Source organism: Streptomyces spongiicola (assembly GCF_003122365.1).
Taxonomy (GTDB): Bacteria; Actinomycetota; Actinomycetes; order Streptomycetales; family Streptomycetaceae; genus Streptomyces; species Streptomyces spongiicola.
In genome coordinates this window covers 6,110,211-6,124,791 of record NZ_CP029254.1, presented here as the reverse complement: position 1 = coordinate 6,124,791, position 14,581 = coordinate 6,110,211, and the positions used below count along the sequence as shown (strand labels likewise).

12 protein-coding genes are annotated in these 14,581 nt (G+C 72.4%); 5 read left to right on the top strand and 7 right to left on the bottom strand.

Annotated features, from left to right (window positions below):
• Positions 1 to 125: 125 nt before the first annotated feature.
• Positions 126 to 2,045, bottom strand: coding sequence for a molecular chaperone HtpG (gene htpG, locus DDQ41_RS26690; protein ID WP_109296749.1), 1,920 nt, complete (start codon positions 2,043 to 2,045; stop codon positions 126 to 128).
• A gap of 899 nt (positions 2,046 to 2,944) precedes the next feature.
• Here htpG and DDQ41_RS26685 point away from each other — a divergent pair.
• On the top strand, positions 2,945 to 3,634 hold the full coding sequence (locus tag DDQ41_RS26685) for a TetR/AcrR family transcriptional regulator (protein ID WP_262508581.1): 690 nt from the start codon (positions 2,945 to 2,947) through the stop codon (positions 3,632 to 3,634).
• Positions 3,631 to 5,307, top strand: coding sequence for an acyl-CoA dehydrogenase family protein (locus DDQ41_RS26680; RefSeq protein WP_109296748.1), 1,677 nt, complete (start codon positions 3,631 to 3,633; stop codon positions 5,305 to 5,307). Before DDQ41_RS26685 ends, DDQ41_RS26680 begins: the two co-directional genes overlap by 4 nt.
• Before the next feature lie 403 nt (positions 5,308 to 5,710).
• Here the strand turns inward: DDQ41_RS26680 and DDQ41_RS26675 are convergent, their stop codons facing one another.
• Positions 5,711 to 6,943, bottom strand: coding sequence for an FAD-dependent oxidoreductase (locus DDQ41_RS26675; protein WP_109296747.1), 1,233 nt, complete (start codon positions 6,941 to 6,943; stop codon positions 5,711 to 5,713).
• A gap of 247 nt (positions 6,944 to 7,190) precedes the next feature.
• On the opposite strand from DDQ41_RS26675, the gene DDQ41_RS26670 reads away from it, so the two are divergent.
• On the top strand, positions 7,191 to 8,489 hold the full coding sequence (locus DDQ41_RS26670; protein ID WP_109296746.1) for a cytochrome P450 family protein: 1,299 nt from the start codon (positions 7,191 to 7,193) through the stop codon (positions 8,487 to 8,489).
• 358 nt (positions 8,490 to 8,847) lie between these two features.
• Here the strand turns inward: DDQ41_RS26670 and DDQ41_RS26665 are convergent, their stop codons facing one another.
• The 4 genes from DDQ41_RS26665 to DDQ41_RS32725 form a co-directional block, all read right to left on the bottom strand.
• Positions 8,848 to 9,675: an anti-sigma factor gene (locus DDQ41_RS26665; RefSeq protein WP_109296745.1), complete on the bottom strand. Its 828-nt coding sequence runs from the start codon at positions 9,673 to 9,675 to the stop codon at positions 8,848 to 8,850.
• A complete protein-coding gene (locus DDQ41_RS26660; protein ID WP_109296744.1) occupies positions 9,672 to 10,271 on the bottom strand; it encodes a sigma-70 family RNA polymerase sigma factor in 600 nt (199 codons plus the stop codon). The genes DDQ41_RS26665 and DDQ41_RS26660 overlap by 4 nt, the downstream gene beginning before the upstream one ends.
• Before the next feature lie 151 nt (positions 10,272 to 10,422).
• Positions 10,423 to 10,596 carry a hypothetical protein gene (locus tag DDQ41_RS31480; RefSeq protein WP_162602746.1) on the bottom strand — a complete coding sequence of 58 codons (174 nt, stop codon included), beginning with the start codon at positions 10,594 to 10,596 and terminating at the stop codon, positions 10,423 to 10,425.
• 38 nt (positions 10,597 to 10,634) lie between these two features.
• Positions 10,635 to 10,916: a hypothetical protein gene (locus DDQ41_RS32725; protein WP_245990650.1), complete on the bottom strand. Its 282-nt coding sequence runs from the start codon at positions 10,914 to 10,916 to the stop codon at positions 10,635 to 10,637.
• 434 nt (positions 10,917 to 11,350) lie between these two features.
• Here DDQ41_RS32725 and DDQ41_RS31950 point away from each other — a divergent pair, with 434 nt between their 5' ends.
• Together DDQ41_RS31950 and DDQ41_RS26640 are read left to right on the top strand one after the other, a co-directional pair.
• Positions 11,351 to 12,400 carry a hypothetical protein gene (locus tag DDQ41_RS31950; protein WP_162602745.1) on the top strand — a complete coding sequence of 350 codons (1,050 nt, stop codon included), beginning with the start codon at positions 11,351 to 11,353 and terminating at the stop codon, positions 12,398 to 12,400.
• Positions 12,401 to 12,533: 133 nt separating this feature from the next.
• Complete coding sequence (locus DDQ41_RS26640) at positions 12,534 to 13,223, top strand: class F sortase (RefSeq protein ID WP_109296741.1); 690 nt, start codon at positions 12,534 to 12,536, stop codon at positions 13,221 to 13,223.
• A gap of 337 nt (positions 13,224 to 13,560) precedes the next feature.
• Here DDQ41_RS26640 and DDQ41_RS26635 read toward each other — a convergent pair whose 3' ends face one another.
• Positions 13,561 to 14,481: a MurR/RpiR family transcriptional regulator gene (locus tag DDQ41_RS26635; protein ID WP_109296740.1), complete on the bottom strand. Its 921-nt coding sequence runs from the start codon at positions 14,479 to 14,481 to the stop codon at positions 13,561 to 13,563.
• Positions 14,482 to 14,581 lie beyond the last annotated feature (100 nt).

Genomic DNA, 14,581 nt, shown 5'->3' with positions numbered 1-14,581 from the left:
GAGGTGATGCGGGCGGCTCCCTCCCCCGCGGGGCGGAGCCTGCGGCGTCCGGTTCGCGACCCGCCCCGGCGGAGTCGGGGTGGGTGCGACCCGCGCGCTCCGGTCGTGCCGGGCCGCACCCTCGGTCACAGAGCGCGCGTCAGGCGGTCGGTGAGCAGCCGGGTGAAGCGGGCCGGGTCGGGCAGGTCGCCTCCCTCGGCGAGCAGCGCGCTGCCGTAGACCAGCTCGGCGATCTCCGCCAGTGCGGGGTCGTCGGCGTTGGCGTCGTGTGCCGTGCGCAGTGCGGTGACCAGCGGGTGCGCGGGATTGATTTCCAGGATCCGCTTGACGGTGGGCAGTTGCTGCCCCATGGCCCGGTACATCTTCTCCAGGGTCGGCGTCACGTCGTGGGCGTCGCCGACGACGCATGCCGCCGAGGTCGTCAGGCGTGACGACAGGCGGACCTCCCTGACCTGCTCGGACAGGGTGGTGCCCAGCCACGTCAGCAGGGCGGCGAAGTCCTCCTCGCGCCGGGCCTTCTCCGCGCCGGACTCCTGGTCGTCTCCGGCGGACGCGTCGAGGTCGATCCGGCCCTTGGCGATCGACTGCAACCGGTGGCCGTCGAAGGCCGGAACCCGGTCCACCCACACCTCGTCGACGGGGTCGGTGAGGATCAGCACCTCGTACCCCTTGGCGGCGAAGGCCTCCATGTGCGGGGAGTTCTCCACCATCGCGCGGCTCTCGCCGGTCAGGTAGTAGACGGCGTCCTGCCCGTCCTTCATGCGCTCGACGTACTCGCGCAGCGTGGTGGTCTTCTCCGGGTCGTGCGTGGAGGCGGCCGACACCAGCTCGAGCAGGGCCTCGGTGTTGTCCGTGTCCTCGACCAGGCCCTCCTTCAGCGCCCGGCCGAACTGCGCCCACACCTTCGCGTAGCGCTCGGCGTCCTTGGACTGCATGTCCTTGATGGCACCGAGGACCTTCTTGACCAGGCGCCGGCGTACGCCGCGGATCTGGCGGTCGTGCTGGAGGATCTCGCGGGAGACGTTCAGCGACAGGTCGTGGGCGTCCACGACGCCCTTGACGAAGCGCAGGTAGTTGGGCATGAGCGCTTCGCAGTCGTCCATGATGAACACCCGCTTGACGTACAGCTGGACGCCGCGCCGGCTCTCGCGGGAGAACAGGTCGAAGGGCGCCTGCGCGGGGATGAACAGCAGTGCCTCGTACTCGAAGGTGCCCTCGGCGCGCATATGGATCGTCCCGGCCGGAGCCGGCCAGTCATGGCTGATCTGCCGGTAGAACTCGTTGTACTCGTCCTCGGTGACCTCGGTGCGCGGCCGGGCCCACAGCGCCTTCATCGAGTTGAGCGTGTCGACGTCGCCTGCGGTCCCGCCCTCTGCGCCGGTGTGCTCGGCGGCCATCCGGATCGGCCAGCGGATGAAGTCCGAGTACCGTTTCACGATCTGGCGGATCTTCGACTCGGACAGGTAGTCGGCGAGCCCGTCCTCGCCGTCCGCGGGCTTGAGGTGCAGGGTGACCGAGGTGCCCACGGGCAGTCCGTCGACGGCCTGGAGGTCGTAGGTGCCCTCGCCGTCGGACTCCCACCGGGTGCCGGAGTCGGTGCCGGCCCGCCGGGTGCACAGGGTGACCTTGTCGGCGACCATGAACGCCGAGTAGAAGCCGACGCCGAACTGGCCGATGAGGCTCTCTGCGCCGGCGGCGTCCTTGGAGTCCCTGATCTTCTCCAGCAGTCCGGCGGTGCCGGACTTGGCGATCGTGCCGATCAGCTCCACGAGATCGTCCCGGGTCATGCCGATCCCGTTGTCGCGGACGGTCAGCGTGCGGGCGTCCTTGTCGGCCTCCAACGCGATGTGCGGGTCGGTGGTGCCGGTCCCGGCGAGGCTGGAGTCGGTCAGCGATTCCAGCCTCAGCCTGTCCAGTGCGTCGGAGGCGTTCGAGATCAGCTCGCGGAGGAAGATGTCCTTGTTCGAGTAGATCGAGTGAATCACCAGCCGGAGCAACTGGCGCGTCTCGGCCTGGAACTCCAGCGTCTCGACACTGCTGCCCATGGGGGTCTCTTTCTGTGGGAACGTCATGAACGGTTTGGCTTCCGGCCGATACGGGCGTTGCCCGCCGTCGGCGTGGTTCGGGGCGGGCCGGGCAGTGGCCGCGTCCCGCGACTTCTCGGCTCCACTGATTTCTCGGCTCCACTGATTTCGCGGCTCCTCGGCTCCTCGACTCCGCGGCTCCGCGGTGGGTCGGCCATCGCCGTCCGCCGTCGTCGCGAGCCGGTCTTCGAGGGTGTCCGGGCCTTGACGAGGTCTCCCCTGCCCTCTTCACCCACACCCGGGACGCAAGCTCCACCCGCACCCGGGGCGCATGGCGGCCCCGCCGCGGTGAAGCGCCCCACCCGCCAGTGTCGCATCAGACGCCGTTCGCCCGGGCAAACCCCGCCTGACGCGGCACGGGCCCCAACAGACCGTAGCCGCACCGAGATCGTCGGAGACGGGATTCGCCGAAAGATCCCCCCTGGGATCGCGTGCGTCCGGGCCGTGCGCCGCCTTCGTGCCGTGCGGGCACGGCGAAGTCCCCGCTTCCCGCCGGTGCGGGGCCGTGGGCGCACGACCTCGCGCCCTGGTGCCCGGGACCGGAGCGGCGCCGTCCGGAGCCCGGCACCCGGGACCGGAGCGGCGCCGTCCGGAGCCCGGGCTCCGTACCCGGGCCGTCCCGGCCACCGCGTCCGGAGGGAGTCCGTGCGCCATGCGCGGCGCGGCGGAGTTCCCGCGGGGCCCGTGCCCGGTGCTCGCCGCCCTGCCCGCCCGTGAAGAGCGCTGTAGCGGGGAGGCCGGCGGCCGGGTGGCCAGGCGGTCCGCAGGCTCGAACGGCCCGGCGGTGCAGCCACGGAGGGGCCGCTCCGCCGCGTCCGGCAGGTCTGGCACGAAGCTCTGAACGGTGGTTCACTGGTTCCATGCCCTATCGCAGGCCGCCCGCCGTCGAAGACCGCCTAGCCGCCGCCCGGGAGCACCTGGTCGAGCAGGCCACGTCCGTGGTCGCCGAGGCCGGGTGGGCGAACGCGTCCGTCACCGCGGTCGCCGCCGCCGCCGGTATGTCCGTCGGCTCCGTCTACCAGCACTTCCCCTCGAAACAGGCGCTGGCGGTCGAGGTGTTCCGCCGGGCGTCGGGCCACGAGGTCGAGGTGCTCGGCGAGGTGCTCAGGGAGGGCAGCGGCGACCCGGTGGAGCGGCTGGCCCTCGGGGTCGGCGTCTTCGCGCGCCGCGCCATGGAGCGGCGCGGGCTGGCCCACGCGCTGCTCGCCGCGCCGGCCGAACCGGCCGTCGGCCGGGAGCGCCTGGAGTTCCGGCGCCGCTACCGCGCCGTGTTCGCCGAGATCGTCAGAGAGGGCGTCGACACCGGAGTGCTCCCCCGCCAGGACCCGGAGATCACCGCGGCCGCCCTGACCGGTGCCATCGGCGAGGTGCTGGTGGACCCGCTCGCCACGCCGGCGGAGGGGCCCGAGGCGGGCCGTCTGGTGGACGAACTGGTGGCGATGTCCCTGCGCTGCGCGGGCGCCACGCGCGGCACCGCCCCGACCGCCCAGACCGCCCAGACCGCCCCGATCGTCCCGACCACCCCGATCGCCCCGGAGGACTCCCGATGACCGCCACCGCGGACGCGACCCCGCGCAGCGACCCCACCGCCCGTACCCACCAGGTGACCAACCAGCCGCCGCCGCTCGTCGGCCACGACGTCGCCGACGACCCCGTGCTGCTCGAGGGGCTGCGGCGCGAGGGCGCCGGCTGGTACGCGGACGACCTGCACCGCCTCGGCCGGCTCGCCGGGTCCGAGCAGGTCCTGCGCTGGGCCGAGGAGGCCAACCGCCACGAGCCCGAACTGCGCACCCACGACCGCTACGGCAACCGGATCGACGAGGTCGGCTTCCACCCCTCCTACCATTCGCTGATGGAGGTCGCCATCCGCGAGGGCCTGGGCGGGGCGCCCTGGGCGGACGACCGGCCGGGAGCGCACGTCGCCCGTGCGGCGGGCTTCATGGTGTGGAGTTCGGCCGAACAGGGCCACGGCTGCCCGGTGTCCATGACCTACGCCGTCGTACCGGCACTGCGGTCGGCCCCGGAACTCGCCGAGACCTACGAGCCGCTGCTGACCAGCCGGGTGTACGACCCGGGCCTGCGGGAGCCCGGGAGCAAGCGGGGCCTCCTCGCCGGTATGGGCATGACCGAGAAGCAGGGCGGCACGGACGTGCGCGCCAACACCACGGCGGCCGCGGTGCGGCCGGACGGCAGCTGGCGGCTGCGCGGGCACAAGTGGTTCACCAGCGCCCCGATGAACGACCTGTTCCTGGTCCTGGCGCAGGCACCGGGAGGGCTGTCCTGCTTCCTGGTGCCCCGGGTGCTGCCGGACGGCTTGCGCAACACCTTCCGCATCCAGCGGCTGAAGGACAAGCTCGGCAACCGCAGCAACGCGAGCAGCGAGCCGGAGTTCGACGACACCGTCGCCTGGCTGGTCGGCCGGGAGGGGCAGGGGGTCCGGACCATCATCGACATGGTCACCATGACCCGGCTCGACTGCATCCTGGGGTCGGCGTCGGGGATCCGGGCGGCGCTGGCGCAGGCGGCGCACCATGTGCGCCACCGGGCCGTGTTCGGCGCCAGGCTGATCGACCGGCCGCTGATGCGGAACGTCATCGCCGATCTGGGGCTGGAGTCGGAGGCCGCGACGACGCTCGCACTCCGGGTCGCGGGCGCGGCGGACCGGGCGCAGCGCGGTGACGCGCAGGAGCGGGCCTTCCTGCGGCTGGCCACGGCAGTCGGGAAGTACTGGGTCCCCAAGCGGCAGCCCGCCGCGGTCGCGGAGGCCCTGGAGTGCCTGGGCGGCAACGGCTATGACGAGGCGTCGGGCATGCCCCGGCTCTACCGGGAGGCTCCGCTCAACGGCATCTGGGAGGGCTCCGGCAACGTGAACGCCCTCGACGTACTCCGTGCGCTCGCCCGCGAACCGGAGTGCCTGGAGGCCTTCCGGTCGGAGGTCGAGGCGGCCGCGGGCGCGGACGGGCGGCTGGACGGGGCATGGCGCAGGCTGCGCGGCGAGCTGGCGTCCACCGCCGACGCCGAGCTGCGCGCCCGGCGGCTGGTCGAGCGGCTCGCCCTGGTGCTTCAGGGCTCCCTCCTCGTCCGCTACGCACCAGCCGCCGTGGCCGACGCCTTCTGCGCCTCCCGCCTGGGCGGCGACTCGGGGCTCGCCTTCGGCACCCTCCCCCCGGCGGCCGACCTGAACGCGATCCTCGGCCGGGTCCCGGGTGGCTCGACGCACTGACGTCCGGGCCCGTACGCCTGGTCCGTGGACCGGGACGCGCAGCGCGGACCCCTGCCGCGGACCCCTGCCGCGGACAGCGGACAGCGAGGAGCGGACCGCGAGGAGCCGGGAGCGGACCGGGCGCACGAGGGGCCGGATGACCGGGCGGCGCCCCGGGGCGGCGCCCGGCGGGCGTCCGCGCCCCGCTGCCCCGGCGCCGGGTGCGGGGGCTCCGCCCGGCGGAGCGGGGCCCGACGTCCGGGGTTGCGGAGTGCGGGGTTGCGGAGTGCGGGGTTGCGGAGTGCGCCTGAACCGAACCGCCCCGCCCCGCGGCGGCTCCGGGCGGATCAGCCCGGAAGGCTTCCGCCCCGCCGCCACCGGCCCGGCTCCACCAGCCGTCGCCCCATGGCCCGTTCCGCGTCGGTCACCGCACCGACTGCTCGGGCGGCCGCTCGCGCAGCGCGCCGTAAGCGAGGAAGTAGGCCGGGAGCCGCCGGAACCGGCGGGAGGTGGTGACGAACTCGGCCAGGCGCCTGGCCGGTTCGGGGCCGCCGAAGGCGGGTTCCCCGGCCAGCAGGGGCCCGATCACCCTGGCGTGGGCGAGGCGCTGGAGCGCCTGGGTCCCCGCGGTGGTGGGCCATCGGCGGCGCTGGACGCGGCGTACGTCGCGGAGGCCCACCCGGCCCTCGCCCAGGGGACGGACGAGATGGCGGGCGGCGGCGACCGCGTCCTCGACGGCGAGGTTGATGCCGATGCCGAAGACCGGCGACATGGCGTGGGCTGCGTCGCCGATGCACAGCAGCCCCGGGCGGTGCCAGCGCCGCAACCGGTCGAGCCTTACGTCGAGCAGCTTCACCTCGTCCCACGAGGTGAGCGTGTGCGCGCGGTCGGAGAGCCACGGGACCGCGGAGGTGAACCGCGCCATGAACCGGTCCAGACCCTGCGCGCGCAGCACGGCGTCGGTGCCCTTGGGGATAAGTGCGGCGATCTGCCAGTAGTCGCCGCGGTCGATCAGCGCGCTGAAGAACCTGTCGCCGACCCCTCCCACCAGCCCGCTCGGATCACCCTCGTGCCGGGGCAGCCTGAACCACCAGGCGTCCATGGGGCAGTCGAAGCGCTCCAGGCCGAGTTCGGGCAGCGCCCGCGCGATCGAGCCCCTGCCGTCGCACGCGACGGTGAGTGCGGCCCGCAGTTCCCCGGTGCGCCCGTCGGAGGTGCGGTAGCGGACGCCGTTGACCCGTCCGCGCTCCAGCAGGAAGGAGGTCGCCTCGGTGTTCATCCGGAGCGAGAAGGACGGTTCCCGGCCGGCCTCGTCCGCGAGGAGATCGAGCAGGTCCCATTGGGGCACCATCGCGATGTAGTTGTACGTGCCGCGGAGCGCGCCGATGTCCCCCACGGTGATCAGGGAGCGGTCCGGTCCGACGGGCAGCTGCACCGTGGTCACCCGGCGCTGCGGCAACCGGGCGAACCGCTCGGCCAGGCCCAGGTCGTCCAGCAGGGCCAGGGTGGAGGGGTGCACGGTGTCGCCGCGGAAGTCGCGCAGGAAGTCGCCGTGCTTCTCCAGCACGACGACGTCCACCCCGGCCCTGGCCAGCAGCAGGCCGAGGACCATCCCCGCAGGTCCGCCGCCCACCACACAGCAGGTGGTCCGCTCCATGGCAACCGCTCCCTTCGACCACGCCCGACCACGCCCGATGACACCCGATGACACCCGATGACACCCGATGACACCCGACGGCACCCGACCACGCCCGACCACGCCCGACCACGCCCGACCACGCCCGATGACACCCGACGGCGCCCGACGGCGCCCGACGGCGCCCCGATATCGGTAACAATTGGATATATAACCTCAGGCAGGATGTCTGCGGCACAAAGAACCGTGCCGCTTCCCGGGAGGCAACATGAGCGAGCAGCCGGTCCTTCTGCCCTATACCGACCCCGCCTTCGTCGCGGATCCGTTCCCGCTCTACCGCCGGCTGCGCGAGGAGGGTCCGGTGCGCCGGGCCGTGATCGCCGGCGGGGTGGAGGCCTGGCTGGTGACCCGCTACGAGGACGGCCTGGCGGCCTTGTCGGACTCCCGGCTGAGCAGCGACGTCCGCGACGCCTCGGACCCGCGGCTGATGCAGCAGCTGCCCTCGACGGAGCGCGAGTCGATGGTGAGCAACATGCTGCGCACCGACCCGCCCGACCACACCCGGCTGCGCCGGCTGGTCTCGAAGGCGTTCACCGCACGCCGGGTGGCGGAGCTGCGGCCGAGGATCCAGGAGATCGCCGACCGGCTGATCGACGGTGTGCTGCCCGCCGGCCGGGCGGAACTCGTCTCGGACTTCGCGCTGCCGCTCCCGGTCACCGTCATCAGCGAACTCCTCGGCGTCCCGCTGGACGACCGGCACGAGTTCCAGCGGTGGGCCGACGACATTCTGCTGCGCCGGGCGGAGATGCCGGACCCGGCCGTGGTGGACGCGGCGTGGCAGCGCATGCGCGGCTATCTGACCGGTCTCATCGCGGACAAGCGGGCCCGGCCGGGGGACGATCTGCTGAGCGCGCTCATCGCCGCCCGTGACGAGGAGCAGCGGCTGAACGAGGACGAGCTGATCGCCATGGCCTTCCTGCTGCTCGTCGCCGGGTACATCACGACGGTCAACCTGATCGGCAGCGGTGTCGCGGCGCTGCTCGCCCACCCCGGCCAGCTGGCGCTGCTGAGGGACGAACCGGAACTGCTGCCCGGGGCGATCGAGGAGTTCCTGCGCTACGACGGACCCGTCAGTCCCGGAATCGCGAGGTTCGCTCGAGAGGACGTCGAGATCGCCGGTGTGACGGTGCCGCGTGGGGCGACCGTACTGATCGCCTCCGCCGTCGCCGACCGCGACCCGGACCGGTTCACCGATCCGGACCGGCTGGACATCACCCGGCGCGACAACGCCCACCTCGCCTTCGGCCACGGGATCCATTACTGCCTGGGGGCCCCGCTGGCCAGGCTGGAAGGCCAGGTCGCCATCGGCACCGTGCTGCGGCGCCTGCCGGATCTCGCGCTGACCGTGCCGCCGGAGGAACTCGGCTGGCGGCCGGGCGGACTGCGCGGCCCCACCCGGCTGCCGGTGACGTTCACGCCCGCGGGCGGCCGTGGCGGCGGCCCCACCCAGGGAGGCGAGGTCCCTCGTTCCGCCCCTGGCGAGGTCGCACCCTTCGGCACGGGCTGACCCACCGACCCGCACCCGGCAACCCGCAGCCCGCAGCCCGCAGCCCGCAACGGCAACGGCAACGGCCAACGCCAACGGCAACGGCAACGGCAGTGAGAGCCCGTTGGACTGCCGCTGCCCCGGGTCTTGACCCGGGGCAGCGGCGGTCACAGGCCCGTGGGCGGCGCGCCCCCTCGCGGCCCCGGCCGACGGCACACCGCTCACAGCCACACCACGGCTCGCCCGCCCGCAGGGGCGCCTCACGGATCGGCCGACCGCCCGCAGGGGCGCCTCACGGATCGGCCGACCGCCCGCAGGGGCGCCACGGTTCGGCCACCCACCCGCGGGCCATGTCACGGTGAACGTCCGGCGCGGCAGCTCAGGCCGGAATGTCGATCAGTCCCATCGGCCGGCCGGTGGGCGCGGACGAGCCACCGGCGGGTTCGATGGTGATACCGACGGCCGTCGCCCCCGAGACCGGGCCGTTGAGCATCTGCATGTCCTGCGCCTCACCCCCGCTGACCAGGCCCGCCGGGCGGAAGGAGCCGTCCTCGCTGAACCACAGGGCGTAGGTCTGGCCGACCGGGAGCGGTCGTACTCCCGTCGCGCAGAACACCGCGGCGTCCTGACTCCGGGACACGGCGATGGTGCCGGTCCCGCCGTCCGGGAGCCGCTGGGTGTGGAGTTCCACGTCCGGTGCGGCGAGCACGTCGGCCACACCCGCGTACTGCTCCTCGGCCGCGTGCAGCTGGGAGCGCGCCTCCTCGGCGGCCTGGTACTGCGACACGGCGACACCGCCGAAGGCCACGGCCAGCGCGGCGCAGGCGGCGAGCGCCACCCGCAGGATCCGGGGGACGGGTGAGCGCCGGACGCCGGACGGGACCGGTTCCCCGGCAGCGGGCCGGGCGGGTGGGGCGGGCTCCGGCTCGGGGCTCTCGCGCGGAACGCGGGTCGCGTAGGGGGTCTGGGGGGTGACGGCGATCCTGTCCCGCACCCGGCGCCGCAGGTGCTCGGGGGGGTCGGCCGTGACCGGCTGGGCGAGTCGTGCCGCCGATTCCGTGAGCACCGCGACCTCGTGGGCGCAGGCCGCGCAGGACTCGAGGTGCTCCTCGAACGCCCGCCGCTCGTCCTCGGGCAGCGCGTGCAGCACGTAGGCGCCGCAGGCGGAGTGCAGCTCGCCGCCGTTCTCGTCCCGGATCTCGCTCATGACCGCACCTCACCCTCGTACAGACAGTCACGCAACCGCATCAGTCCGTCACGCATCCTGGCCTTCACCGTGCCCAGTGGCTGCGACAGGAACTCGGCGACCTCCCGGTAGGTGAGGCCGTGGTAGTACGCCAGCACGACCGACTCCCGCTGAAGCTCGGTCAGCGACTGCAGACAGCGCCGGACCTGCTGCTGTTCGAGTCCGGTCTCGACCTGCTCGACCACGTCGTCGAACGGCGGGGCGACCTCCAGCAGCGCGACCCTCCGCTCCCGTTCGGTCCTGGCCTGTGACGACCGGACCCGGTCCACCGCACGGCGATGGGCCAGGGTCAGGACCCAGGTCAGGGCGCTGCCCTGTTCGGGCCGGAAGCGGCCGGCCGTACGCCACACCTCCACGAGCACGTCCTGGGTCACCTCCTCGGACTGCGCCGGATCCCGCAGGACCCTGCGGACCAGGCCCAGCACAGGGCCGCTGACCGCCGTGTAGACGGGTTCGAACGCGTCCTGGTCGCCGCGGCCCACCAGGACCACGAGCTCGTCCAGTCCGAGCTTGGCCAGTTGTTCGGCGGCGTCGGGATCCGCATCAGGTGGCGACACTCGCGCCCCCTTGCTCCTCTTGGGCACCAGGGGTGCCGTGCAGGCTCGTTCGTCACCATGCCATCACCGATCGGAAGGACCCGCACGCCTGGAGCCACCGGGACCAGGGGCGTCCGGTGGCGATTCCCGGCCGCCGGTGGTCTCTCGTCCGTCAGCAGCCGGGCCCTGTTCCAGCAGTTGCCCACAGCCACCCGTTCTCGCCGTCCTCCCTCGCCGTCCTCACCGTCGCCGCCGTGATCGCCGTCGCCGCCGTCCTCACCGTCGCCGCCGTGATCGCCGTCGCCGCCGTGATCGCCGTCGCCGCCGTGATCGCCGTCGCCACCATGGCCGCCGTCGCCTTCGCCGGCCCGCGCTCACGGCCGGTCAGCGGTGCCCGCCGCCGTCACGGCAGTCCCAGCGGCCCGGGACCCACTTGTCCTCCCAGCGGTCGTTGGAGCGCTGCTGCTCCCAGTGGCCCTTGCGCCATGTGCAGCGGTCCCAGTCGGGGCCGCCGGATTCGCCCACGAGGTGGGTGACCCGCACGGGGGAGGCAGGCGCGGACGCGGTCGCGGCAGAGCCCGCGGACACCGCGGAGGCCCAGCCGACGAGCAGACCCGCGGCGGCCGCGACGGCCACGAGTCGCCGCGCCCGGAGGGAAACGGCCATCTGACCCGCCTTTCTCCTGGAGGGGCCTTCCGGATCTCCTCGTCGGGGACCGTCCGGACCGCCGGACACCGCACTCGCACGTCGTCGCCGCCGTGCGCACGTGACACGAGTTGTTCGAAGCCGACCCGTGTCCGGATGGGCGCCGAAGGCGGCGAGCACGGGATTCGCGCTGCCGGGAACCCTCCGGAGGTATGCCGGGAGCGGGATCGCGGAGGCCGCGGAGAGCACCGCGAGGTCGCATATCGACCGGGCCGCCGCCCAAAGAGTGAATAGTCGGCGTGTCGCCACCCGAAGAGCGGACGATGTCCCTCGAATGCGACGTTCTCGGCTGGTGCGAAGCCGCGATCCGCCTGACGGTGAACTCGTCGCTGCTGCGATCCGATGAGCCGACGATGTGTCAGCCTTCGCAGTCGCGGCGAAAGGAATGGGATCTCATGCGCTCTGCCCGCACCCTGTGCGCCTCAGCCGCCATTACCGCGGTTCTGACGATTGCCGCACCCACCGCCTACGCGATGACCCTGGCCGAGGACTGGGGCCGCGACAACGGCTCCTCGTCGAGCAACCACGACGACAAGAAGGACGACCACGGCAAGGACGACCACGGCGACCACGGCGACCACAAGTGGAAGCACAAGCACCACGACCACGACGACCACGACGACTACGACGACGACGACCACGACGACGATGACGATGACGACGACGATGACGACGACGACGAGCCCAAGGGCGGCGTCGACGCCGGCGGCGGCTTCCTGAGCCGCGTCGTGGCCGAGGACGACGACAAGAAGGACGACCACGGCGACCACGGCAAGGACGACCACGGCAAGGACGACCACGGCGACCACGGCGACCACAAGTGGAAGCACAAGCACCACGACCACGACGACCACGACGACTACGACGACGACGACCACGACGACGATGACGATGACGATGACGACGATGACGACGACGAGCCCAAGGGCAGTGTCGACGCCGGCGGCGGCTTCCTCGCGTCGGTCATGAACGACGAGTGGGGCCAGGGCGCCAAGCAGGACGAGGGCTCGGCGAAGGACGAGAACGGCGCCAAGCAGGACGAGGGCTCGAAGAAGGACGAGGGCTCGAAGAAGGACGAGAACGGCGCCAAGCAGGACGAGGGCTCGAAGAAGGACGAGAACGGCGCCAAGCACGAGGAGGACTCGAAGAAGGACGACTACGGCAAGAAGGACGACGACAAGAAGGACTACGGCAAGGACGACCACGACCACAAGTGGAAGCACAAGCACCACGACAAGGACGACTACGACCACGACGACGATGACGACGACTACGACGATGACGACGACGATGACGACGACCCCAAGGGCAGCGTCGACGCCGGCGGCGGCGGGCTCGCGATGAACAACGGCAGCCTGGCGGCCGGTTCGCTTCTCATGCTCGGCGGCATCGGCGCCGGCGCCTGGAAGCTGCGCCGTCGTGGTGTGACCGGCACCTCGGCCTGATCGAGGCCGCATCAACCGCAGTTCGCTGCGCTGTCGCGGCCGCCGTCCTCCAGGACGGCGGCCGCGGCGATGCGTTTCCCAGCCCCGATCCGCTTCTCCCCGGCCGCGTCCCGGTACACGAAAGGCCTCTCGAATGAACGCCAGGCAACCGCTCGGCTCGCAGACGCCCCCAGAGCCCGCACCGTCCCGCTCGCTCGGCCAGACCCTGCTGTGGCCGGTCCTGGCGGCCGCGTTGGGCACGCTGCTCTGCTACAACTCGCTCGGCGGCCAGACGGCGGACTCCTCCCAGGCCCGCCCCGCGTCGCCCGCCGCCGCTCCCAAGAGCCCGCCGAAGGCCGCTCCCGTCCATCCTCCGCTGCCGCGTTCCAACCCGACGCGCATCGTCATCCCCGCCATCTCGGTCAACGCCCCCTTCACGGTGCTGGCGCTCAGCAAGACCGGGCAGCTGAACGCGCCGCCGCCCAACGACAAGAATCTGGTGGGCTGGTACGGGAAGGGCGCCACGCCGGGCGAGAAGGGCACCTCGATCCTCGCGGGCCATCTGGACACCATGACGGGACCCGCGGTGTTCGAGTCCCTCAGTGCGCTCAAGCCCGGAAACAAGATCGACATCACCCGGCAGGACCGCAAGGTGGCCACGTTCAAGGTCGACTCGGTGGAGACCTTCAGCAAGGCCGCCTTCCCCAGCGCGCGGGTCTACAAGGACGCACCGAACGCCCAGCTGCGCCTGATCACCTGCGGTGGTGTGTACGACAAGACGACCAAGGACTACAAGGACAACGTGGTGGTGTTCGCCCACCTCGACTCCGTCAAGAACGGCTGAGCCCGGCCGTGGGCGGGGGCGGGTCGCGCAGGTCCGCGGTACGAGCACGGTACGGCTGCGGTACGACCACGGTACGGCCGCCGGCCGGCTGTTCCTGTGAGGCTGTCGACCGGCGGCTCCGGCCCAGGGGTTGACCGGAGCCGCCGGGGGCGTCCGAGGGGAGCGGACTGCCCGAACAGAACACCGTGGGGCCGACGAGGAGGAGTGTCGTCCGCAGTGCCACTCGCAGTAAATATATTTACCGCCAAGTAAGCAAGGGCATGAAAAAATTCATGCTCTTCTGGGCATGAAAGTCCCCCTTTCCTCCCACCGGGGAGGGGGGTGGCCGACGGTGGCCTCAGTCCTCGATGAAGAAGTCGTGCTGCTCGGCGGCGTGCTCGTACTGCTCCAGCCGCTGCTGCGTCCGTTCGGGATCCGCGTCCGCCATCGCCTGGAGGATCGCCGCCGACAGCACACCGGGCGCGGAGTAGGAGTCGAAGACGAGCCGTGAGCCGGTACCCGCGGTCAGGGCCACGTCGGCCTCGTCGACGAGCGGCCCCATGGTGAGATCCGTGATCAGTGCGGTCCGCAGGCCCGTACGGCGGGCGGCCCGTATGGCCGCCAGCGTCTCCTTGGCGTGGCGGGGCATCGCGAAGGCCAGCACCCAGGTCCCGCCGGCCTCGCGCGACTGCAGCAGCGCGTCGTACGCCACGCTCCCGCCGCGTGAGACCAGCCGTACGTCGGGGTGGATCCGGCGGGCCGCGTAGGCGAAGTACTCCGCCAGCGAGGTGGAGATCCGCAGCCCGAGGATCGTCAGCGGCACCGACCGGGCCAGCTCACGGCCGACCCCGAGGACCTGGTCGGTGTCGGCGAACCTGCGGCGGAGGCTCTCCAGGTTCGCGATCTCGGCGTCGACCGCCGTCTGCAGCTCGTTGCGCCGGCTCTCGACCGTCTCCGGTGAACCGGCGACCGCGCTGAGCGCGATGGGCTGAAGCGCCTCCCGCAGCGCGGGGTAGCCGCTGAAGCCGACCGACGCGGCGAAGCGCGTCACCGACGGCTGGCTGACGCCCACGCGGTCCGCGAGATCGGTGATCGACAGAAAAGCGGCCTCGGTGAGGTTGTCCGTGATGTACTGCGCGATACGCCGCTGGCCGGGCGACAGCCGGTGTCCGCCGAACAGCGCGCGGACCCTCTCCACGGGAGCCGGCTCCGCGTCCGGGGCCTGCCTCCCCGGCGTGATCGCAGACGCCTGTGCGCGCGCCCGCTGCCTTGATGGCACCGTGTGCCTCCCTTTCGTCCCACTGCCGCTCAACATAGCTCACCATGCGTGGTCGCCCAGGGGGCTCTTCGTGCGACCGGAAGGCCCCGGCACGCTACGC